At 51.2% G+C, this 21,309-nt stretch carries 30 protein-coding genes and 1 pseudogene; 1 reads left to right on the forward strand and 30 read right to left on the reverse strand.

What is annotated here, in order from left to right; translation table 11 throughout:
* Window positions 1-197 precede the first annotated feature (197 nt).
* The 18 genes and pseudogenes from PSF11_RS21360 to PSF11_RS15775 all read right to left on the reverse strand — a co-directional run bounded on the left by PSF11_RS21360 (window position 198) and on the right by PSF11_RS15775 (window position 13,053).
* A complete protein-coding gene (locus PSF11_RS21360; RefSeq protein ID WP_349489003.1) occupies window positions 198-326 on the reverse strand; it encodes a hypothetical protein in 129 nt (42 codons plus the stop codon).
* Window positions 327-462: 136 nt separating this feature from the next.
* On the reverse strand, window positions 463-1,812 hold the full coding sequence (locus tag PSF11_RS15700) for a DUF7146 domain-containing protein (protein WP_016831360.1): 1,350 nt from the start codon (window positions 1,810-1,812) through the stop codon (window positions 463-465).
* A gap of 66 nt (window positions 1,813-1,878) precedes the next feature.
* A pseudogene (locus PSF11_RS21365) lies at window positions 1,879-2,190 on the reverse strand (primase-helicase zinc-binding domain-containing protein); the annotation flags it as partial.
* Window positions 2,191-2,367: 177 nt separating this feature from the next.
* On the reverse strand, window positions 2,368-2,754 hold the full coding sequence (locus PSF11_RS15705) for a hypothetical protein (protein ID WP_001077336.1): 387 nt from the start codon (window positions 2,752-2,754) through the stop codon (window positions 2,368-2,370).
* Window positions 2,755-2,860: 106 nt separating this feature from the next.
* Window positions 2,861-3,007, reverse strand: a complete 147-nt coding sequence (locus PSF11_RS15710) for a hypothetical protein (RefSeq protein WP_001032043.1) — start codon at window positions 3,005-3,007, stop codon at window positions 2,861-2,863.
* Between the two features lie 205 nt (window positions 3,008-3,212).
* On the reverse strand, window positions 3,213-4,064 hold the full coding sequence (locus PSF11_RS15715) for a hypothetical protein (RefSeq protein ID WP_000595210.1): 852 nt from the start codon (window positions 4,062-4,064) through the stop codon (window positions 3,213-3,215).
* Between the two features lie 74 nt (window positions 4,065-4,138).
* The gene (locus PSF11_RS15720; protein WP_000064432.1) at window positions 4,139-4,696 is read right to left on the reverse strand and encodes a hypothetical protein; all 558 of its coding nucleotides are present in this window, start codon (window positions 4,694-4,696) and stop codon (window positions 4,139-4,141) included.
* A 73-nt stretch (window positions 4,697-4,769) separates the two neighbouring features.
* The gene (locus tag PSF11_RS15725) at window positions 4,770-4,988 is read right to left on the reverse strand and encodes a hypothetical protein (RefSeq protein ID WP_000260293.1); all 219 of its coding nucleotides are present in this window, start codon (window positions 4,986-4,988) and stop codon (window positions 4,770-4,772) included.
* A 13-nt stretch (window positions 4,989-5,001) separates the two neighbouring features.
* On the reverse strand, window positions 5,002-5,271 hold the full coding sequence (locus tag PSF11_RS15730; RefSeq protein ID WP_000184110.1) for a hypothetical protein: 270 nt from the start codon (window positions 5,269-5,271) through the stop codon (window positions 5,002-5,004).
* Window positions 5,264-5,869 (reverse strand): 5'-deoxynucleotidase, encoded by a 606-nt coding sequence (gene yfbR, locus PSF11_RS15735; RefSeq protein ID WP_000071870.1) that lies wholly within the window; start codon window positions 5,867-5,869, stop codon window positions 5,264-5,266. Before yfbR ends, PSF11_RS15730 begins: the two co-directional genes overlap by 8 nt.
* Window positions 5,870-5,940: 71 nt before the next feature.
* Complete coding sequence (locus tag PSF11_RS15740) at window positions 5,941-6,144, reverse strand: hypothetical protein (protein WP_000050847.1); 204 nt, start codon at window positions 6,142-6,144, stop codon at window positions 5,941-5,943.
* Window positions 6,145-6,345: 201 nt separating this feature from the next.
* Entirely contained in the window at window positions 6,346-8,799 is a 2,454-nt protein-coding gene (locus PSF11_RS15745; protein WP_272682836.1) for a phosphoadenosine phosphosulfate reductase, read from the reverse strand.
* A gap of 87 nt (window positions 8,800-8,886) precedes the next feature.
* Window positions 8,887-9,273 carry a hypothetical protein gene (locus tag PSF11_RS15750; protein WP_000042274.1) on the reverse strand — a complete coding sequence of 129 codons (387 nt, stop codon included), beginning with the start codon at window positions 9,271-9,273 and terminating at the stop codon, window positions 8,887-8,889.
* A gap of 232 nt (window positions 9,274-9,505) precedes the next feature.
* Window positions 9,506-10,060, reverse strand: a complete 555-nt coding sequence (locus tag PSF11_RS15755; protein WP_001093867.1) for a hypothetical protein — start codon at window positions 10,058-10,060, stop codon at window positions 9,506-9,508.
* Between the two features lie 73 nt (window positions 10,061-10,133).
* Complete coding sequence (locus PSF11_RS15760) at window positions 10,134-10,565, reverse strand: hypothetical protein (RefSeq protein ID WP_000687894.1); 432 nt, start codon at window positions 10,563-10,565, stop codon at window positions 10,134-10,136.
* A gap of 60 nt (window positions 10,566-10,625) precedes the next feature.
* Window positions 10,626-12,251, reverse strand: coding sequence for a DNA cytosine methyltransferase (locus PSF11_RS15765; RefSeq protein WP_000201432.1), 1,626 nt, complete (start codon window positions 12,249-12,251; stop codon window positions 10,626-10,628).
* Window positions 12,252-12,328: 77 nt separating this feature from the next.
* A complete protein-coding gene (locus PSF11_RS15770; protein WP_000410925.1) occupies window positions 12,329-12,631 on the reverse strand; it encodes a hypothetical protein in 303 nt (100 codons plus the stop codon).
* Window positions 12,632-12,708: 77 nt separating this feature from the next.
* Window positions 12,709-13,053, reverse strand: coding sequence for a hypothetical protein (locus PSF11_RS15775; RefSeq protein WP_000209093.1), 345 nt, complete (start codon window positions 13,051-13,053; stop codon window positions 12,709-12,711).
* Between the two features lie 12 nt (window positions 13,054-13,065).
* Here PSF11_RS15775 and PSF11_RS15780 point away from each other — a divergent pair, with 12 nt between their 5' ends.
* On the forward strand, window positions 13,066-13,248 hold the full coding sequence (locus PSF11_RS15780) for a hypothetical protein (protein WP_000498033.1): 183 nt from the start codon (window positions 13,066-13,068) through the stop codon (window positions 13,246-13,248).
* Here PSF11_RS15780 and PSF11_RS15785 read toward each other — a convergent pair.
* From PSF11_RS15785 to PSF11_RS15840, 12 genes are all read right to left on the reverse strand, one after another.
* The gene (locus PSF11_RS15785; protein WP_000994741.1) at window positions 13,245-13,598 is read right to left on the reverse strand and encodes a hypothetical protein; all 354 of its coding nucleotides are present in this window, start codon (window positions 13,596-13,598) and stop codon (window positions 13,245-13,247) included. The genes PSF11_RS15780 and PSF11_RS15785 overlap by 4 nt on opposite strands.
* Before the next feature lie 68 nt (window positions 13,599-13,666).
* On the reverse strand, window positions 13,667-13,858 hold the full coding sequence (locus PSF11_RS15790; protein ID WP_000651508.1) for a hypothetical protein: 192 nt from the start codon (window positions 13,856-13,858) through the stop codon (window positions 13,667-13,669).
* A 57-nt stretch (window positions 13,859-13,915) separates the two neighbouring features.
* The gene (locus tag PSF11_RS15795) at window positions 13,916-14,191 is read right to left on the reverse strand and encodes a hypothetical protein (RefSeq protein ID WP_000340223.1); all 276 of its coding nucleotides are present in this window, start codon (window positions 14,189-14,191) and stop codon (window positions 13,916-13,918) included.
* Between the two features lie 4 nt (window positions 14,192-14,195).
* A complete protein-coding gene (locus PSF11_RS15800; RefSeq protein WP_001176699.1) occupies window positions 14,196-14,648 on the reverse strand; it encodes a hypothetical protein in 453 nt (150 codons plus the stop codon).
* Complete coding sequence (locus PSF11_RS15805; protein WP_000026577.1) at window positions 14,638-15,027, reverse strand: hypothetical protein; 390 nt, start codon at window positions 15,025-15,027, stop codon at window positions 14,638-14,640. Before PSF11_RS15805 ends, PSF11_RS15800 begins: the two co-directional genes overlap by 11 nt.
* A 61-nt stretch (window positions 15,028-15,088) precedes the next feature.
* A complete protein-coding gene (gene yfaE / locus PSF11_RS15810) occupies window positions 15,089-15,313 on the reverse strand; it encodes a class I ribonucleotide reductase maintenance protein YfaE (RefSeq protein ID WP_001102700.1) in 225 nt (74 codons plus the stop codon).
* Window positions 15,314-15,378: 65 nt separating this feature from the next.
* Window positions 15,379-16,263, reverse strand: coding sequence for a hypothetical protein (locus PSF11_RS15815; protein WP_000477209.1), 885 nt, complete (start codon window positions 16,261-16,263; stop codon window positions 15,379-15,381).
* A 73-nt stretch (window positions 16,264-16,336) separates the two neighbouring features.
* A complete protein-coding gene (locus PSF11_RS15820; protein ID WP_000793769.1) occupies window positions 16,337-16,837 on the reverse strand; it encodes a hypothetical protein in 501 nt (166 codons plus the stop codon).
* Between the two features lie 90 nt (window positions 16,838-16,927).
* Window positions 16,928-17,467: a hypothetical protein gene (locus PSF11_RS15825; RefSeq protein WP_000018872.1), complete on the reverse strand. Its 540-nt coding sequence runs from the start codon at window positions 17,465-17,467 to the stop codon at window positions 16,928-16,930.
* Window positions 17,468-17,731: 264 nt separating this feature from the next.
* Window positions 17,732-18,067 (reverse strand): hypothetical protein, encoded by a 336-nt coding sequence (locus PSF11_RS15830; protein WP_001447572.1) that lies wholly within the window; start codon window positions 18,065-18,067, stop codon window positions 17,732-17,734.
* A gap of 61 nt (window positions 18,068-18,128) precedes the next feature.
* On the reverse strand, window positions 18,129-19,925 hold the full coding sequence (locus PSF11_RS15835) for a VWA domain-containing protein (RefSeq protein WP_000039319.1): 1,797 nt from the start codon (window positions 19,923-19,925) through the stop codon (window positions 18,129-18,131).
* An 84-nt stretch (window positions 19,926-20,009) separates the two neighbouring features.
* On the reverse strand, window positions 20,010-21,309 hold a 1,300-nt coding region (locus PSF11_RS15840; protein WP_336298699.1), incomplete at its 5' end, for a DUF3150 domain-containing protein.

Below are 21,309 nucleotides of genomic sequence, written 5' to 3' on the forward strand. Positions count from 1 at the left end.
ACAATACCGACACCGATGGCTGTTACGGCGACCTTACGCAGGTCTTCACCGATAGCTCCCAGAGTCTTCTTGTCAGGAGAGAAAAGACGCACAAACCACGTCTTAATACGCAAAAACTTTTTCATGATTACCTCCATAGTTGAAGAGGAGGCGAATCATGCCTGAGAGGGCATGAACACCCCCTCAGGGTTAAAGTTTTAGGCAGACAAAGCTGTTGGCTTCGCCTTGTTCATCTTCATTGAGTTAATGATCTTCGTCGCTTCATCAGCAAACGGGCCAGTAACTTGGATAGGCTCCCTTCTTGCGAAGGAGGCTGTCACCATCATTCTCTGGCCGTGCATCAGATGACGATACCGAGACCGCATAAGCTCAACGTAGGCCGCAGAGTCCCCCTCCCACCCCTCAGGGGGAGAGAAGGGGCACACCGCGTCGTTACCAGGCGTTGTATCAACCTTCGAGACATCAATGACGGCCATACTCAGCTCTCCTTCTCGCAATGAAATCGCGCAGGTAGCGAGCATTCGGGAAACCGAGGCTTCCCTGACTCATCAGGACATCGTTCCAGTCAATCCCTTTCGCTCTGGGCGGGATCGGGAGCTTAGGCAGCAGGACGTACACACGAATGCCGCGCTTCTCCAGCTTGGCTTTCAGCACGTTCGCTGACTTCTCCCCAGTCACAGACTTATCTTTGTCAGCCCAGATCAGTACGGTGTGAACACCTTCTGGAACCTCGAAGGACTCCATTAGGGTGGCATTGACCGTTGACCAAACCGGGATTTGAGTGACTCGATAAGCTGACAGAGCTGTTTCCAGCCCTTCTGCAACACCCAGGATACCCTCAGTCGGTTCACCGAGGCGGATGGCCGCGCCATTGACATCCAAACCGTCAGGAATGGGCATCATCTTTTTGGCGTTGCCGACCTTGGCTTTTTTACCGTTTTGGGTGAGATAGGTGCGGTGGAGCGTTACCAGGTTGCCTTCCACATCTCGGATAGCGCAGACGATAGCCGGGAATTTCCCAACTTCATTGCCATCTTCGTCGTAGTAGGCCATAGCCGGATTGAACCGCAGACAGTCTGTTTTTTCTACTTCATCAACTTTGAACAGCAGCTCGCGGTTTTTGAAGTACAGACGCATTGGCTCAGTCACATGACTGGAGAACGGCAAACACTCGTTCCATACCTTCTCGATTTTCTCACGGAGACGAGCACTGTAAGCGCGTTCGCGCTCCATTCTCTTCTCCATTTCTTCTTGGAGCTCAAGCAACCAAGGCTTAGGTTGTTCACGAAACATCGGAACAACTTTCGGCTTATTTTCGCTGCTTTGCTCTTCCGGTTGTGTGGCCGCAGGTTGTACTTGCGGTGCCGGAGTTTCTACCTTGCGGTTGACCACAGGGGCCGACTCAACATGGTGACTCACCGGCTCAACACCACCGTTCGAGCGAGCGCGGAACTGCGTTACCGTAGCGCCGCGACGTTCCACCAGCCAGGTGTTGCGATGCGTTTGCATAGGTTGTTCTCTCACAACATTCCCCTGCTCGTCCTTAACTTCAACGACGACAGTTACAGGCTCGCGCCCGAGGTTTGTCATGACGATCTCATCCCCATACTTGGCTTCACTTTCACCAATGGCTCTTTCAAGATCCACGCCCCAGATGGTGCGTTCCAAACCGCTCTTGTCACGGATGAAGGCAAAGTAGCTGAGCTCGTTGTCTTCGTTATGCTCATAAGGAGCTTTACCGTGGGCAATCAGAGTACCGGCAATGGATTTTTTACGATTCTTGGAATCGAGAACCTTGTTATTCACCTTCATAGGCTCTTGCTGAACAGGCGCTTTGGCCTGGACAGGAGCTCGTGTCGGTGCAGCGGCTTGTTGATACTGGGGTTGCTCTTTCTCAACGCCCAGATAATCACCAACCTCGCTCAGGCACTGTTTAAAGTCCCAGTTATTGAGCCACATCAGCAGCTCAAAACCATCATGATTGGCACCGCATGTATTGCATACGCCGCCACCAGTCAGGTGGGCATCCTTGAACAGTCGGAAGCCATCTTTCCCGCCGTGGATAGGACAAGAAACATGACGACCAGGTTTACGGAGAGCTGGTTCAAGATGGGGCGCTAGGGCCGCCAGGATGAATAGCCAGTTTCCGTTTGCAGCTTCACGAACGGTGTCAGCTTTGTAGTAAGACATAGGTTTTCTCCTTAGCGTGAACCCCAGCATCGAGGCTTCCTTAAACCCCCGTCGCCAGGGTTTTAAGGAAACCCCGACACCGGGAGAATGTGCCAAGGAGGCTCCCCAGCCGGGGAGTTCTCCCCGGCGAGGGGTTTAAAAAGGTCGCCCCCGAAACGGAGGCGAATTTTGTGAATATCACAAGCACAAATGAGCGCCCTCTTCCGAGGCCATCATGATTGTGACATCTGCGGTTACAGGATCTGACTTAATCACAACCTCAGTGGGTTTGAAAAAGCCATCTACAGTGGGCATGGGGTAATAAAGACGAATCTTTCCCCAATTCTTGTTGTCGGTAAAAGCGACCTTTGTTTGAGCAACACAAAGCTGCAAAAACATGAAAAGGAAGTCTTCTACCGAGTGCTTACCATCTGCACCAAATACTCCATCGACAATTGCCGGGGTCACTGCCACATTGGTCAGGAAACCAGCTTGTTTACCGATGGAAGATTGGTCCACCAGCAGACCATCATTGATGGCTTGTTGACGGATTTGGGCGAGGTCCAATTTAGCTACTTGGTTCATAAGGTGTACTCCAAAGTTAATGGGTACACCTACCCCGTGCGGGGAAGTGTACCCGCATGGGTTATTGAAAGGTCACGGCCAAAGCCGAGCTTTAAGGTTCCGAGTTTTACGCTGGCTGAATGCGCCAAAGAACGGTCGGAGGAAACGAGTCAGCGACACGCTTCACATTCGCGTAAAGAGTGTCCGTAAAGACACGCTCTAAGCGACGACCACCTTGACGATAAACCAACTTAAAGTCTTGGAATTTGTTCATGGATACCTCCAGAAATAACGGGAGGTATCTCCAGCAGGAGATAGACTCCCGCAGGGATTAATAAATTAACGTTAATTTGCTGTTTGTTTTTGGCGACCAGCTATCGCACTTTTCGCTCTCCGAAGAGAACAAAATCTGCTTACTGATGGTATTCACCATGAGTAAGAAGACTTGGGAAGTAAAGCAGGGGTTTCCCCCTGCCTTGTTATGCCGCTTTGAGGTGGCGAGAGAAAAAGTCCCTGGTTTGCTGGATAGCTCCCCGGAGAAGTTCTCGTCTGTAGCCAGCGTAGCTCTTGTCATCACTGGCAACGGTCAAGCCGTGCAGACTCTCTTCACCCAGGACAATCTCGTTTTCACGAGAGAGTACCTCAACACGTAGGCCAAGCACTCGCTCTTTCCCTTCCAGGATAGAACAAATTGTTTGGTCTCTTACTTCGTCATCCCAGTGGCCCATATCGAAATCCCGCTCAGGGAGTTCAGTAACACGCACCAGGTAGTTTTCAGTGGCCCGTTCCCAAACCACTTCATCTTCGCATGGAGAGGCCTCGATCAGCGAGTACCCGTCCGCTTCGAGCTTCTTGGAAAGACTTTTTACATCATCCGCCAGCTCCAGCACAAAGCGTTCCCAGAGGTCTTGCCAGCGCTCGACCATATCCTGGTTAATCCCTTCAATGCCGGTGCCAATCATGGAATCATCATCAGGGAAGATCCCTGTGAAGTCCACGTTGTCGTCGATGTTCATGCAGTTCCAATGGCTGTAGTGATGCCCGTGACTATTCCGAGTAATGGACAGGTCACAGGAACCATATTCGCGGAGGACAGAAAGCATATTCTCAATGTCTTTCTGTGCCATCAGGTTCTTCACGCGGCTGACAGCATCCACTTGGCCGGGCTCAGTGCTGAATAGGCGATTCATGAGAGCTTTGACGTCATCAACGCTCAAATCCCCGTAGAAGGCTACGCCATCCCCCTGGCAGTATCCGAGACTGTACTCAATCGTCAGATCATCCGGGTATCCACACTTAACCAGTTCGTTTTGAAAATGCTGTTTAATCATTGGTATCTCCTTAATTTCAGAGGGAGACACCATCCCCTCAGGGACCGATGTCCCCCGTGGGGTTAATGTTTGGGTTAAGAAGCCTTGCGGCTTAATTCAGTATCAAATCGAGGACCTTTGAGAACCGCAGTTTTCATAACCTCGAAGTTTCTTGGGTAACGCAGCTTTGAAACTGCGCCAGCTCGGATGTCGGCAGCCTCACTTGGAGAGACTAGCCTTAACCCTTCGCTGGTTTCAGCGTAGAACCAACCGGCATAACGCTCATAGGCATTCTGCTGGTACTGTTCAGTCGCCATATTCTTCCGGATCGCCTCTGTTAAGGCCTCAACAACACCGTCATCTTTCGTGATGATGTTGAAAACATGAGAGACAGTCAGGAAGTTCCCAAAGAAGCAGGCTGCCCCAAGCCAAGGCTGGAACATTTCGCCATTTCGCCCCGTCCTCACCATTGGTTCAAACGGGTATGGGCGATAACAGTGATACTGCTCAAACATCGGGTCAAGAACGTTGTCACCCAGGACATCCAGTAAAGTCTGAATACTGTCCGGGTCTTGGCCTGCCCACTTACTCCCATTGCTGAGAATCAGTGTTTTACCGTCAGTACGCTCCAGAGCTTGTTCAAAGTTAGACATAGTGCATTCCTTTTGGTTAGGACGCACCACACCCTCTCGGGATGATGCGCCCGAGTGGGTTAGTTGAGAAGGCTTAGCCGTCAAGTCCGTAAATTACGGCGGAGCCGGGCTCCATCTCGACAACTTGTGCGCTTCCTTCTTCTATCAGCTCCTGCATGTAACCAGACTCAGCATCCGGATTACGTTCGCAGTGTTCGTCCCAGCGTTTCAAAAGCCCTTCTGTGGCTTGTCCGTGGGTCTCACCAAGGCCGATAAACTCATAGTGTCCTGTGTTTACGATGATCACCACCATAGCTAGTGCTCTCCTACAGGTCACTTGGTACATACAGGTCATCTTTGATGGCAGAAAAATCGACAGGAGACTGGTCCCCATAGGTTCGATTCACGCCACCAGCATCATCGACACTGACAAAAACCGTGCGGAGTAAACCGCTGGGCTTTGCAGGGTAAACGATGCTGACATGCTGACCTTTGTACTGTTCTGACAAAGTGCTTTGAAGCTCATCAACCGAACGGAATTTCCGGTCGCGGCCAAAGTCCTTAATCTTGATGTCGCCAGGGATTGGATTAGTCATCGTTACCCCCTGCCAGCAGTTTATCTACTGAATGGCCGAGTCCGTTACCAAACCATTTGTCCAGAGCGTCGATTTCCGGGAAGTCCGATTTCACCTGAGCAACAACACGTTCCATTTTGCTGAGAGCATCCTGGAACTCAAGGCCATTACCTGCGGCCACCTCAAGTTTGCACTTGATGTAAGCGGAGTAGGTATCACAGGCCTTAACCAGTGATTGTTCATAGCCACCGGGAGCGAAGGCTATGGCGACTGCATCCTGGAGTTCTTCGGGAAGAGTCTGGATGAGTTTGTCCTCTGCGGCCTTTTCCAGTCGTTCAAACTCACGCTGCAAAACAGCGTTTGCTTTCTTGACCGGTGTTACAACATCCGAACAGAGAACCTCGGCTGCATCATGCAACGAAGCATGAGCAAGCATGACTGCCAGATCCACCGACTTCCCTTGCTGAATGGCAATATTGCCAGCCAGGTAGGAAAGCAGGGTAACAACAGCGCTGTGTTCCAACACAGACTCCGGTTGAACAGAGTGCATCAGTGACCAGCGTTTGATCAGGCGTTGGCGCAAGGCCAGAGCTAGAAAGCCGAAATTTGAATTAGACATAGTGCCTCCAAAATTGGTTGGAGGTACACCAAAGCCGACCGGGCCTTGGTGTACCCGGTTGGGTTACTTAGTTATCTCGGGTCAAGCTGCTTAGCTATAGCGAGTAAAAACGGATGGAATGGATGATCTTGCGGGACACCCCCAACAAGCTCACGGGCTAAACCGACTGAGTTTGTAGCCAACACCTCTTTGACGGCCAGAATGATTTCATTGTCGATTTCATCCTGGATCTTTCGTTGTTGGTCCACCAGCCGACTTAACTTGTCTAGGCTCATGCTTCTCTCCTTTGTTTGTGGGAGAGAACCCAGGAGGGGTTTCCTCCCGAGGGGTTAGGTTATTGCTGTTTTGGGCCAGCTACCGTTATAGCCAGCAAGCGCTGACAATGAACAAAGAGTATGACAGCCACCTAAAAGGGTAAAACGCTGTAATTGCCCTTTTGGGGTGCAAAAGAAAAAGCCCTCCCGAAGGAGGGCTTTTTATGCGGCCAAGGACAAGCCTTGCTGTCCTCTTTGCAACTCTGTGTCGTCGCGGCGATGTAAGCGTTGAACCGCCTTGATCATCGTTCTGACATGTCGCTCCAAAGAGGCTGGATGGCGTTTTGACAGTAGGTTGATCCAGTCGAGATAGATAGCAAGCGCGGAACCTTCGGTTAGGGCTGCCTGTATCGCCTCATACTGCCCTACGGCACTCTGGACCACATCATTCATCCACTGGGCGTCAGTATTGTCCAAGAGCTCGCAGAGGGCCGTATAAGCCTTCCTTCTGGTCGCGGCCATGTAACGACGAATGTTGGCGTTTCCGCTCCCCTCTCGCCCTTCCATGACGCTCATACAGAATGCGCTGGAGTAACAAAGCATCGCGTCAGTCACGTAGTTAAACCATCGCTCCTGATGCCGTTTCTGTTCTTCCATTGCTTCCTGGTCAAGTTGCTTCTCGATGAACAACCCCGTCGGAGTACGGTGGTGCAGATGGTACTTGAACGTTAAGTGCAAGTTGACCCACCAGCGTACCGTTGCCAGTCTTCCCTTGATTTTTCGCTTCACCAGATCTTTGTACTTAGCATCGCTAAGCACTTTGACATCCTTGCGCTGTTGGATTCCTTCCATCGTCTGTAGCCCTGTAAGGCCCATCTGGTGGTAGGTTTGACCTCTTTGCATCATACGGTGATACAAAGCGCCTTTTCCTTTCGCAAGCTGGATTGCTCCGAACCGAAGGTAGAACTGCGCTGCACTACCGGGCGTATAATGTCCCTTTAGTACAGACTCCCTTAGTCGCGGGTATTCGTTCCAGATGATGAACGCAGCGGAGTCGGGATCGACTTTCACTTCATCATCTTCTGCGAAGCAAACCACCCTTCTCTTTCCGTCTGCGGTATTGATCACTTGCGCTGCCAACGGGTCATCCCCGCCGTCAAAGTAAGCCATTTCCGCTAACGGATCGGCCAAGCCATCAGAAAGCGAACCATCGCCCCAGCGACCAACCTTCAACCACAATGGCTTCGGAATTGGTGACTGAGGAACGGTTTCACACTGCGGCTCGTCTTCCAGCAAGTCCAGATCACCCATCGACCAAACCCTGTGGTAAATCTCCAGGGCATGGAAAGGCTTATCATTGAAATGATGGAAGGCCCACATGAAGTCGATATGGACTAAAGCCTCTTCCGATATGATCCGGAATTGTGGCTCTGCCATTCGACGGTTCCAGTCGTTATCCTCTGCTTGACCAGTAGCCAGCTTGTATGCCAGCTCATCAGCTCTCTTTTGCTCCATGTAGTCCATGCTGCAACAGACATGAAGCAATCGTTCTAGGAAAACAGGACTGTAAACGTCCGGCTGTATTTTGATGTATCCGCCCTCGTAAATCGTTCGACCTACGGGATGGCGGTCTTCCCATGCGTACCGGCGTTTTGCCAAGTAGCGCTGGATGCGGTTCAGCCCCGACATATAGCCATGCCTTTCAGGGTCCGTGGCAAGCAACGTCTCCATTGACTTATCCAACCCAACAGCCTGGCAAGCCCAGCAACCGAAGCGAGCGCCACAGGCGTCACTGGCCTTCTTCTCTGTTGCCGACCACACGCACTCCCCTGTTGCCGCCTTGTAAAGCTCTGCCGTAGTGACATTGCTCTCCAAGTAACTTGGCAGAGGATATGCTGAGCCCATGCCAGCGGATAGTAAGAACTCCCAGACATCACTCGCCAACCAGTTTTTCACCACATACAGCTCACCCCCATCTTTCGTCTTAATGACGCGATCTGAGCTTCCTCGCTGTTTTGCAATGTTGGCCGCACGAATAGTGCTTTCAGCATCACGACTGCCCAGCAAAAGGCAGACTTTCTGTCGAACCTCTTTGGGAAGCTCTCGCATATAAGCTGCCTTCGCTCTTTTGGCAGAGGCGATTTTTAAATCCTGGCTACACTGGCGGGCCGTGGAGTTGGAAAACGTAGGCAACCCCCTCCCAGTAAGGATTCGGCCCGTCCAACTCTGCGAGATCCCAGGCTTTGCTAGAACGATGGTCAGAGGAAGGTTTTCCTTCGCAATGAAACGCTCCAGCTCGGCCAGTTTCTGATCCGCCAGCCACCTTACCTCTGGGCTTTCGATCAGTGTGTCAGTGTGCAAGATGAAGTGGTGCTGGCTGATGGTCGCCCCACTCCTTACAGCCCGGATCAGGGCCATCAGGAACAGGTGCAAGACCGTTTCAGAATCTTTACCACTGGAATAGCCGATCATCATGGTCCACCCATCAATTAAGGCCGTGTGAATGGACTCAACCGATGACGTGATCAACGATGACAGACTGGTTCCTCTACTGGCATCAACGAAGTTCAAATCCTCGTTATCAGTCAGTTCTGACCAAACAGAATCCCACTTATCCCCACGCAAAAGCACTGGGATGGGTTGTTCTGATAGATCAAAGTTTAATGTTTGTTGCATAGGGCCTCCTGGATTAGCAGGGTGCCCATCCCTTCCGGGAAAGCACCCCGGTAGGGTTAAAATTGAATCCTGGCTATCAGACCTGAACTAGCTGCTACTCGACATCTGGTTGTCTTCGTATTGCTGCTTGGCCTGTTTCACCAGATCAATGTCACCGTCTTGCAGCTTTTGAATATCAAGCTGTAGACGAGCCTTGTGTTTCAACAGTTCAGCGACCGCATTATCAATGTGATCAATGAGCGATTGGTTTTTTTGGATGGTGTAACTGTTGAGTTCATCGAGCAGGGGCCATGCAACACTCGAATGAGTGTTGAGCAATGGGTACTCTGCTTCGATCTCACAAACCACACCGTTTGCTCCTTCTCTGTAATGAGGGAACCCGACACGCAGACCGATACGACGATCCAGCGCTGCATTCACAGTACATTCCAAAGAAGTTCGGTTTGAAAAAACATCGTTGACGTTTTTAGACATGCTATATCTCCGTTCAGTTTATGACGGAGCCCCCCTAACAGGAGGTGCTCCCGTCAGGGTTGATAATTTGCTGTTTGTTTTTGGCAGCCAGCTACCGCACTTGAGCGCCTAAGGCACTTTCCGAAGCACCCTGGGAAACCGAGATGCTTGGGAAAGCGCGGGGTTTCCCCCTGCGCTGATTACCCTTTTTAAGGGGCCGGTACGCCGATTTCTCGGCGCACTCAGGTTGAAGCTACACAGTCAAGAACCAACGTTTCATAGGGACGGTGATGTCTATCATCCCGTTTCCACATGGATTCTGGCCCCAGAATCTGTAGGTCGTCTCATAGAAGTCAAACTCAGACAAGGACTGAATCTGCGCTTCTGAGATCGGCTCAAATGGTCCACCGCAACCGATGTGCATATTGAGCCCATAATCTCGAAGCTCTAGCTCTCCGAGATTTATCGTCTTCCCGCCCACACAAGCAACCAAGTTCTGGTTTCTGACGTCGCCTTCTTTGAACAGCAAAGCTGACTCATCGTAGCTCCCATATTGGTTGGTAAACTTCACAATATGCCCGTGCTTAGGTGAGGTTTGTTCCGACAACTCTTTCAGTAATCGCTTTACGCTTTGAAATCTCGCGTACAGAGCTGGCGTAAACTGCCCAGAGTAGTTCAAGTTTGGGCAGATCATTTCAAGCATCTCATCAGGTACAGATTCAAGCCCCATTTGCGCGGCCAATGGCTTCGCCTTTTTCAGACCTTCCTCAAGCACTCTCTGATTTACAAGTTGTTCTAATGTGTTCATTTGACTCTCCACTTTCGAGAGAGCAATGCAAGCCGTCTCCGGACTTACATTGCCCGTTAACGGCTTTATTGGTTTATCCCAAGAGGTACGGAGCTACGCCAGTCAGGAAGCCCATGACTCCCAACACAGCGCCAACCACGCCCAATTTGATTGACAGTTGGACACTTTGATCCGGATGGTTCCAGAACCACTGCCAGACTTCCCAGCGCCTGGCTCTGCGAACCTCAAGATTTACAGTGTCTTTAAAACGAACACCCAGAGCATCTACCGCATCGTAATCCAGCGCGACCGCCAGCTTTGTGATGGATAAATTCCCAGGGTTGCCCATCGCATACCGGAGAACCTTTGCTTTGGTCTCTGGGTTTACGATCATAACCGGCTCCCTCCTGAAAAAACGGGTCTTGTCTTTTCGCTTGGAATCCATGTTGCGGTTATGGAACCTGGCAATGCAGTGTTGAAGGCCTGAATCCTCGGGAGGTAAAGGCACAACAGTTTCGATTTTCATGATTACTCTCCTTTCGGATAGGCCGGAGCAAAGGCCTTTCGGCATTGCCCCGGTGAGTTACTAATGAACCAAAGATGAAGTGACCATGATTGCGTCTCCGGACATCATTACCGGGAGATATTCGCAAGGCTCATGGCCGCAGCTCTTTTTAGTTCCGTTAGGTGAATAGACAGCCAATTGACCATCCATAATGTTGAAGGGCATCCCCTGTTTTTTCGCTGCCGGTGACAGCTTGAGAGTGCCCTTTGCGTCAACCAATGCCGTTGCCCAATGGAAGTCTTCACCACCGATCACCGGCTGTGATTCATCCACGACTTCGACCATGATTGGCATCATTCCAACCCAGCTCCACAGGCTGTTCCCTAATGCGAGGGCTAAAGCCTCGAACGCGGGAAAGACTACCGATTGCCCGAGAATCTGGTGGGCAATAGTGTCCGACAGACCTTGGATGAGTTCCTCTGGTATCCCTTTCACTCGACAATGTTCTGTCGGTGTAAAGATGCGAGACAACTCCGGCTGTTCTGGATGAACAATGAAAGGTTCGGTACTTCTGCATTTTGCATAGTCCTTACCTATGGTGCCGCAAAACTCATCGTCGCCAGTCAGAAGCTGGCGAGAGAACCCCTTGCCAGCAGCTTTGTCTCTCAACTCCTTCTCAGCCAGATAGTCAAATGACTTCCAACGTTCAGAATCGAGCGGAACTGGCTCCAGGATGTCCTGTATGCGACTTTCCTTGGTGCGAACAGGCTGAACCTTCTCAAGTTCAAACCCGTCGATCCCGTGGGAAAGCGCAACAACACAAAGACGCTTGCGGCGCTCAATAACCCCAAACTCATTGCCGTCGAGAATGCGCTCTTGTAGGGAGTAACCCAACGAAGAGAGCACCGAACGAATCACTTCCATCGAAGCGGTGTTCTGGTACTCAGGCACGTTCTCAATCAGCACAACGGCTGGGTTTAGCGCTTCTACGAATTGCAGGAAGTTGAAGAACATGGCACCTGCCGCCTCATGCGATTCGGCAAACTCCAACTTGTTCTTACTGCGACCTGACTTTGACGCGCCGGTACACGGTATGCCCCCCATCAAAACATCCACCTGTGGTGGGCGTTTGCTGAGATTCACAGCCTGGATTGGCGATTCGATAACAATAGAATCTTCGTTCCAAAGCTCCGGGTTATTTGCCAAAGACGAATCGAGATATTTCCCTTCCATCTCCACGGCCACAGATATGGCACTGGCAATTCCCGCCTTGTGAAAACCGGCGTGAATCGCTTTATCAAGCACACCACCCCCATGAAAGAGGCTGCATACCGAAAGCGATTCTCCATTCTCCAGCTTACTGATAAGCCGGTTGACGCGCTCGATCACTCGCTCTTGTTGATGGTGAGCAGAGATCACAATTGCGCCGTTACGGATGAACACGCGGAGCATCTCTACACCGTCAAAAACGGTAGCAAGCTCCTGCACGGTCAGATCGATGATTGGAGACACCCGGCCATTGCGCTCACGCTTACTGATGGTGAACTTACCCTCCTCTTTGACGCGAAGCACAACCTGGGAATCTTTCAGCTCCAGATCATACTTCATGCCAGGATAGTAACCTTCACGCAGTAGCTTTTGGCCTTCCAGCCAGACGCGCTTCTTGCCTCGATGTTCTCCTAACTTGGTGTTTACGATAGTAGCCATGAGCTCTCTCCTTTCGGTTGAGAGGCCACTACCGTCCCAATCGGGAAGTAATGGCCCCGATGGGTTTAAAGTGGTTCTCAGTTCACAGCGATGCCGTGAGACTGAATGGCATTAGCAAAGCCAGCCATTTGTTCAGGGAAGGTGTAGCGGTTGATGTCCTGGCTGCGAGCCAGATTGACATGCACCTTCTTCACCTTCGTTTCGTCAGAGTCGTACTTTTCAAGCGCCAGCTTCTCAGCTTCTTCCGGATCTCGGCCCAGCGAGTAGGCGTAAATCACAGAGGTGAAGCCAAGTCCTGAGCCGAATGCGTAGACTTGTTTCTCGAAATGGACGTCAGCGAAATAGATGCTGAATCCGGATTTGAGGTTATGTTTTTCCATGATGCACTCCAAATAGTTTGGGGGCGCACCACGTCCCGAACCGGGCGGATGCACCCGGTTTAGGGTTAGTAGATTGCTCAAGCTGTTACGCCAGCCTGAGCCTTTATTGCTTCAAGCACGATCTCTGCTTCCTTGATAGAACCAGTGCTGTACAGCTTATGCAGCACCCGGCCAAGGTTCACAGAGATCTTTTCTTTCACTTGGAGATACTTGACATAGAAGTCATACAGTTTCTCCGCCTGCTCAAGGTGGGACATGCTCTCAACGGGAATGGTATTCCCTGGATTGCAGTACCACTTTCCGAGCACCTTTTGTACAAATCCCTCTTTGTCTCCTACGAACTGATTTGTGCCAAACACCCCACTGGTTGGTGAGCGTTGAATAACAGAAATCGGATTCGCAAAGCTGGCAAGAGTAGTCATAGTTGTGGCTCCATGTTTGTCAGGGAACCACCAGCCCGAGGGGCAGTGATCCCCCAAGGGTTATGTAGAATGCTGTTTGTTTGGGGAGGCCAGCTACCTCACTATTCACTCTCGACAGAGAGCAAAATCTTGCTTTCCGAGGGGCACAAACTTTCACATGTGAAAGTCGATGCCACTGGGAAAGCAGGGGGTTAACCCCCCGCTTTAACCCGCGCTAAGCGGTTTAGGATAGACTTCACGCCTTCCCTTACTCCAGATGGATCGTAACCTGCTTCATCGCAGCAGACCACAAATGAGAATGGATGTACCTCATCGGACATCACCCAAGCCATCGTTTCCTGCTTGATTTCACTTCCAGCTCGACCATCAGCAAGGACTCTAAGGCTATGCCATAAAAGCCCATCACGTAACTGCCTTACCTCATCATCAGTCCATTCAGGCTTTGGCTCAAATGGAATGACTTCTGCGGTCTTCGGCTCTTCATCCAGGAAGAAAAGCGGCAGCTCAAGCTGGTTTTCCTTCTGGATCATCTTCACTGCATTCATGGTGACTCCTTTTACGGGCACCATGCCCCCACAGGGGCATGAAGCCCCCAGTGGGGTTACAGTCATAGTTACTTCACGCCTGCCAGTTGAGAATTGATGTTCTCTTCCAGCCAGCCTTGAAGCGATTCAAGGTCACGTTTGTCTTCCGTATTGCTGGCTTTACGTGCATCTTCCGACACAGCGCTCAACATGGCGTTAGCCTCAGCAAGTGATTCAACATTGTTCCCAGGGAACACAATCGTTTGACTGTGATCTTTCATGGTCTTCTCCTTTGAGAATGGAGGACCGTCTCCCATCAGGAAGAGCGGCCCCGTGGGTTAAAAGTAAAAATCCTCCAGCTCTTCATGGTCAGGCTTTCGCTCAACTGGTCGAAGCAACTCAGCTTCATCAGCGAACTCAAGCTCAGGATGAAAAGCAGGATGAAATCCTCGATGCCAGACTGGACGGTCATTATCGAGGTCTAAGTAGCAGTGCCTCCCACTGGCTGGGTGATAGCAGTAAAGCCACTGTCTACCACTAACGGTAAACGGCTTCTCTGCACCTCCACATGCCGGTACAAGGTTATCTGCTGCTATATGCGCTACAGCATCCATAGGATCAGTCCTCATCTTCGTCATCACGAACACAAAGATCACGAGCAACTATTTCCGCAGCTATCAACGCATAATCGTTGCCCTGCCAGAACCACCGCTCCGCCAGCTCATAGGCTTCGCTGGAAGGTTCGCCATAACCATGAGCCACCACGTAATCGTGGAACACTTCATGATCAAATGCCTTGCCATCAGCTTCCATGAACCAACCGACAGGGCACTCCAGAATGCGATGCCTTACGACATCTCGCTCTGAATACCCCTCTCTGACGGCTTGCTCCAACATTTCCCGCGACATACCAGGAGGAGTGATGATCTCTATGCTGATCCCATCACTTCCTGCAAGATTGTCCTCGTATGGAAGACCGGCAAGTGTAAGGTGGTTGCGCTTGCACCAGCCTATGGTCCGAAGTATCCGACTTTTGTCAGACTCCCTGGCCGTGTATCGGTTAAGCTGCATAGCCACCTCCAGCACACTCCCCATCTTCGATTTCACTTCCGAGCTCGACCATTCCAATCAGGTCAAGCTGGGTCATGTCCGAATCCAGAGAGCAGTCAATTGCTGACTGAATGATGCCTTTGTGGGCCAAGCCTAAAACCGACTTAATAGTCGAAAGCAGAGACTCGGCTTCGCTCTCGATCTGCTCCAGAATGTCTTTCCATTCCCAGTGCTCAAACGGTTGCCAAACGACCAGATCCTCAGGTTCGTCTCCCCGTTCTACACACTCAGACAAATACTCATAAGCCTTGCACCAATTCTCTTGTTGGCCCAGTTCACTGAGCACTAGAGCGGTAGCATGACCGTATGCGATTTGTTCAACTTTGGTATTGATAGACATAGTGTTTCTCCTCGTAATGGATAGAGGAGCCCCACCCGCAGGAAAGGCTCCTCCGGATGGGTTAAATTTCCAAGGTCACATCGGTTTTTGCTTTAGCGCAGCAAACCAACACTTCCCCTTCTTTGACAAATGCGATGGGCGTCTCGTCATAAGCCACTTGACCTTCGAGTAGACGAACCCGGCACATGCCACAAAAGCCACTGCGACAATGCGTTTCAACAGTGAGGCCTTTGCTTTCGATTTGCGCCAACAGCACATTGTTGCTGGCTTGAAGTTGTACGTTCATGGTCACGCTCCTTTGTTGTTGATGAGCGCGACCAATCCCCTCCGGGATGTCACGCCCCGGTTGGGCTACTCAGCAAGTGCATAGACACCTACCTCGATGCGAATAAAGAACCTGGCATCTTGAAGAACTTGCCTGACCTTTGCTTGCCAGTGGTTGTTCTCTCGATGCTTTGCGTAGGGTTCAATCTCTTTGTAAATCTGCTCCAGCTTCAACGTTTTCCCCTGTAGGGTTCGGCGTATTGCAGCTTTCCACGTAGTCGAAACCATATTGGTTGCTCGACGGTGTACGGCAGCAAGAAGACAGAGCGATGAGGCAACGTCGTTACGACGAAACACCAACAGCTTTTCATGGGCGATACGCACCAGCTTCCCGGAATACTGAGTTCGGTCACTCACACAGTTGTGCTGTGTTTTGATGATCTCATCCACCAGCTTCCCAGGTGCGATACGTTCCACAAGGCTGGACAGGTTGAAATAATCCCCATCGCGCCTCAGGTTTCCCATGAGGATTCCGTAATGCCCTCCTCGCTCACAGGCGTCATGAATATTCATAACGGCCAGCTCAAGGGCTTCAACGAACTCAGGCAAATTCATGCGGCTCATATCCCATTTGTTGGGCTCGCCCCACTGCTTACCTGAATACTGGATCATGTCCCAGTAAGGAGGGTGCCACCAGATCAGGTGTGCAGGCTCTCCGAGGAACGAAAGGAAGTCATCCCGCAACAGGTTGAACCCCTGATGCAAGTCTGTCCCTTTGAAACGGACACCAAGTTCATTGGCAACGTCGATGCTAGAGCCACCCCCAACACTTGGGTCTGCCACCAGCCCGTTCGGCTTTCTCATGTAAGACTCAATGAAGTCTTTAACGATAAAGCCCGAGCAGTTGCCTCGGTACTTGTTGTTTCCGTAAGGCCCCCTGTTTTCGTAGGAGCATACTGATGATTTGAACATGGCGTCCTCCATCATAGATGGGGCGCACCATGCTCCCATCAGGGGCCGGTTCGCCCCTGGTTAGGGATTAAGATCAAGCGTTATCTGCATACCACCAGCTAAGGCGATTGCAATCACGAAAGAAGGTTGCTTCATCAGGAGCCTTCATCATGACCACATCACCTTCGCAGTAGGTGCATAGCTCAAGCGTTGCTTCATTTTTCCAAAAGGCACTGCACCCCGATTCTTGATACACAACCTCCCATTTGGGATGTCGCAAGTACCGATGGAAGAAATCGAGAGTGTCACCATAAGGGAAGTTGAAGCGCTCCATCACTGAACCATTTTCTGTCAGTTCAGGTTTAACCTTGCCGGTTTTCAAGCGCTTCTTGATGATGCGCTGAACCCAACGAAGTCGTGCAAACAGCCGATTGGTGTCTTTCTCGTACCACTGGGGATTACGCTTGCTCCAGTAGAGCTTGGCGAAGATTTCCCCGGACAAATCCTTCATCTGGTTTTCGTTGAGCTCATCAAGAAAACGTCGAGAAGGTTTGTCGTAGTCAAGAACTGCTTCCAAAGCTGATAGGTTTTTCATAGGGACTCCTTATTGCGATTGCGGAGCCCCGTCCCCTCAGGGCTATCGGAGCCCCATAGGGTTAATTAGGGTTAATGGTTGAACGGCGATTTATCGAGGGTTGGTGAATCGAATGGCTTTACCAACGAAATCGGCCATCAGTCGATTCCCAGTAGAGCTGAAATAGCTCTGCCACTCTTTCCAACCACCAACGGATTCCACCGAGCTTGGAGACTCGAAGATACCCCAGATACGCATTTCACAACCTCGTTGCAATACTCGGTTTACCTGGTCAACCAAGTATTCCTTGTTCTGCAATGAAGAGAGGTTGCAAGGCATCTGCATGATCAGCTTTTCAGCTTGCTCGAAGTCGATTTTTTCAATCAACCCCGTGCGGGTATCCACAGAGAATGGAACCACCTGTTGACCGTGGTTAGACCACAACCAATGGGTGATATAGATCGGATTAACGCCAACTTCCGCTGGCACCAATACGCTGCCGCAAGACCGCAACAGCCAGACCAGACGTAAACCATCGAATCGATCCAGAGACTCCACATCGGTAGTGATGTCATCCTGGTAGATTTCAGGCAGCTTATGTTCGGCGGCGAGAGAGATCATTACGGATTTGAGATTGTTCAGATGAGACATGTGTGCTCCTTAAAGTAACTTGGGCACACAGAGCCTGTCAGGCGCAGTGCGCCCTTAGGCTGAGGTTGAATGCTGTTTGTTTTTGGCGACCAGCTATCGCACGTTTCGCCCTCAGAGAGGACAAAATTCACTTTCTCAGCAACCCTCAATGAAGGCCTCTGAGAAAGTGGGAGGGTATTCCCTCCTCACTTTGATTGTTCCACGAGAGCTGTGTGAACAGGAACGCTCAAACTGCCCTTTTCGGGTGCAAAGCTCAAAGACGCATCAACTGCCCCGTCTTTTCAGTTCTTCGACCAGATGTTCAGGCACCTTACTCGCAGTACAGGCCAGCAATACATCGAGGCCTACCGGCTTGTGAAAGCGCTTATTTGACCAGGAATCGCCAACTGATGACTTTGCCCAGTCGATTGCTTGCCCAAGACGGTGGAACTGCCGCCTGCCTGTGTATCCCATACGACTATCCAAAGTAACACCCTGGAACAGTCTCCAGTACATCGGAGGAATGCGCTTAGCAAGCAGTAAAAAAGGCGTCTCCGGCACTGTAGCCCTTCTACCTTTGTTCCGATGATACAAATCCAAAGATGAATGGAATTGGTTCATAGACTCTCCAAATAAAAACGGCCACCCCCGAAGGGATAGCCGTTTGTCGTTTCACTTCCTGTTAAGCTGCAAAAGCAGTCAATGACCGCTCCATCAACTTAAACAGTGTGCGTTGCAGAGCTGCCGCATCATCAATGACAATGTTCTTTTGGAACAGTCCTGACACTGCGGTAGTCTCTACCCCTATGCCGATCACCTCAACATCGCTTCGTTCACAGAGGTCAATCACTGAGCGACATGCCGGGGCGCTTTGAGGCTGCCCGTCAGTCACTACGATCAACATTTTTCGCTCTTCACGGGTCTTGGTGAGTTCAAAAGCTGCATACCACATAGCTTCCGCCATAGGCGTACCGCCAGTTGCTTTGAACCCAAACCGACCGGCCCGATTCTGAACCGTATCTCCATGCTTCACGACACTGAACACTGGCTGGTTCCGGTTGCCACCAAAAAAGGTGACTGCCGGGTTTACGCCGGGTATTGCTTCCAGAGCCATCGAAATAGCCAAGGACGCTTCCCGCGCAATGTCTTGACGCTCCTTTCCATTGGCGGCCTTGTAGGCCATCGAGGAGCTCATATCAACCAGGATGTGAACCGCCGTATTAGGGCGTTTCTTGGCTTCTGGCTTGAGGAATACGCGGGTATCACCCGTCACTACACGATGTAGTTTCCGAGCATCCACACGCTTCCCTGATCGTTGGTTACGGTGAGCAACTCGCTGGCTGGCCTGGACCAATCCGTAGAGCTGCGTTCTTATCTTTGAAGTGGTGCTCTTCACATCCCCTACCAGGCTTTTGCCAACAGCAGGGTTGTCCTGGGTGTTCACAGCAGAGCGAACAGTCATATAGCTACTGTCCCCCTTATCTTGAGCCACCCGGTTGAGCTCGGCTTTAAGTGCATCATGCGCGTCACCACGCAAATCACCGGCACCGGCATTCAGAACCTGCTGGAGCATTTTGGCCGCGTCTTGTTTCGCCGCGTCAGAATTGCCACCAGCCTGGCTTTGTCCTGCCTTGCTGCCACCATCAGTATCCGACTTGCCTTGGTCGCCCTGTCCTTTCGGATCAGATTTCCCGTTAGCATCGTCTTGCTTCTGGTCTTTACCTTGCTGATCACCACCATTGGCATCAGGCCCTTGGTTTTGATCGTTACCACTTCCGCCCTGACTGTTCTGAGGTTGGTTGCCACCAGCATTCTGCTGGTTGTTACCATCCTGACCATTCTGGGGCTTTTGCTCTTCTTTCTCCTTTTCCTCCTCGATCATCTTGATGATTTGGTCGGCCAAGGATGTCACCTCTGCGGTTGACTTAGTGTTCACAGCCTTACGCAGTAAAGCGTTCAGCCGAACAACAACACCCTGAGGGAACACGCGCTCGAATACGGGGGTAGCCGAATCGAGATAGGGTTGAAGGACGGATTGCCCTACAGCCTTGGTTTGCAACCAGTACAAACAAAACCCTGTCAGAATGGAGGCAGGGGCCTCTTTGTCTGTGACGTGCTCGTAATGACCAGCTTGAGCCATATAGCGAGCAACCTCATTCAGGGTCTGCGACGTACCGGGGAAGAGTTCCATCATGGCCCGTTCTATGCGGCAGTCCTCCAAAACGTTGGACAACTCAGCATGAAGACCTCTGCGGCGCTCAACACCAAAGTCCGTAAACCGGACATGGGCTGCTTCATGGGCCAAATACCCCCAGACAGCATCCATGTGAGGATAGTCGTCGGGGATATTCGGAACCACGATGGTCTTACCATCGGTGTATGCGTCATCGTTACCGATGGCGACTTTGACACCGAGTTTTTCACCATAGGCTGCGGCCACGATTGGTAGAGCGCTGTAAATGGTGCGTTTTTTGGACATATCTTTTCTCCTGGTAGGGAAGGAGATAGTCCACCCCTGGAGGGAATGGCTATCCCCTCCGGGTCGGTTTAGTTGAAGTGACTATTAGAAGAAATAGTCGCCATCGTCGTCAGTTTTAGGCAGCTCCTGGTTGAGAGGCTCCTCTGTCGTCTCCTCTTGGACAGGCTCTTGCTCTACCGGAGTTTCCTCAGGCAAAACCAGCTCATCCTCAACATCAACACGCTCTTCTCGAACCACATCACCGGCATTGGATTCATCTTCCGATTCACCCTCGCCTCGTTCTGCAAAACTCTTGAAGAAGTTGTCGATGTCTTCATCCAGGTCAACAGAGTTACCACCGCTGTTAGTCTGTTCTGATTGAACAGATTCAGTACCACCTACCTGTTGCTGCTTGGTTTCGCCACCCTCTGTTGCAGGGATAAGCTCACCGGCTTTATCGCTTTTCTGTTCGGCCTTTTCATCTTTAGAACGGTCCCCCATCTGGGCTCCCGAACCGCCAATGTCATTAGCCATGCCCTCTACAGTAATCGAGCCATTGGCATACTGCTCGATGCGGTCCCTCTCGCTCATGATCAGCACTGCGGCCACGACCTGATAAAAGAAAGGCGCAACGATGTTTCGGCCATCGGCATGTTGCTCGTATCCCCGGAGGGTTTGGTCGAGCAGCTTGACCAGAGGGTTAAAAGCGCTGTTCAGGAAGCTAAGCCCATCCACCTTGTCGCGGATGTTACGGAGTGTCTGCCGAGTAGTGACCGCACATTGGTCTCGACCGGCCAAACGTTCCATATAGAACTTATTCGCTTCCTGAACCACTTCGGAGATGAGATCGTCACCCAGGCGCTCAACCTTGCGGTTAAGGCGTTTGGCGTTGGCCTCATCTTCGTTCACAGGCTGGATCATGAACACCTGGTACTCAAAGCCAATCCGCTCCTCGACCGTTTCCTTTGGAAGGGCTCCGGCACGGATAGCTCGTTCATACTCAGGGTTCTCCTGACACCATTCATCCACGGCTTTGTTGTAACCTTTGATGAAATCCTGTTTCAGTTGGTTAAACTGAAAGTTGATGTCATTCAGCTTGTTACAGATTTCATCGGTCTTGCTGACGGGTACGGCAAATCCGTTCATGAACGGCATACCGAATTTCAGCAGGAGGCGACGAGTTTCTGTTTTCAGGCGATGAAAGCCTTTCAGCTTAGCCGGATCACAGATCTTCTTACTTCCCAGTTGAGCTACTTTCTCAGGTGGAATTTCACCACCCTCGCCCAGCTTGAGATCAGATGCAGACAAACGGGTTTGTCCACTCCAGATGTCAAAGTCTACGTGGATAACACAGAGGCTTTGTAGATGGTTCACTTTAGTCATGATGCACTCCAAAAAGTTGGGG

The organism is Providencia sp. PROV119, from assembly GCF_028482435.1.
Lineage (GTDB): Bacteria > Pseudomonadota > Gammaproteobacteria > Enterobacterales > Enterobacteriaceae > Providencia > Providencia stuartii.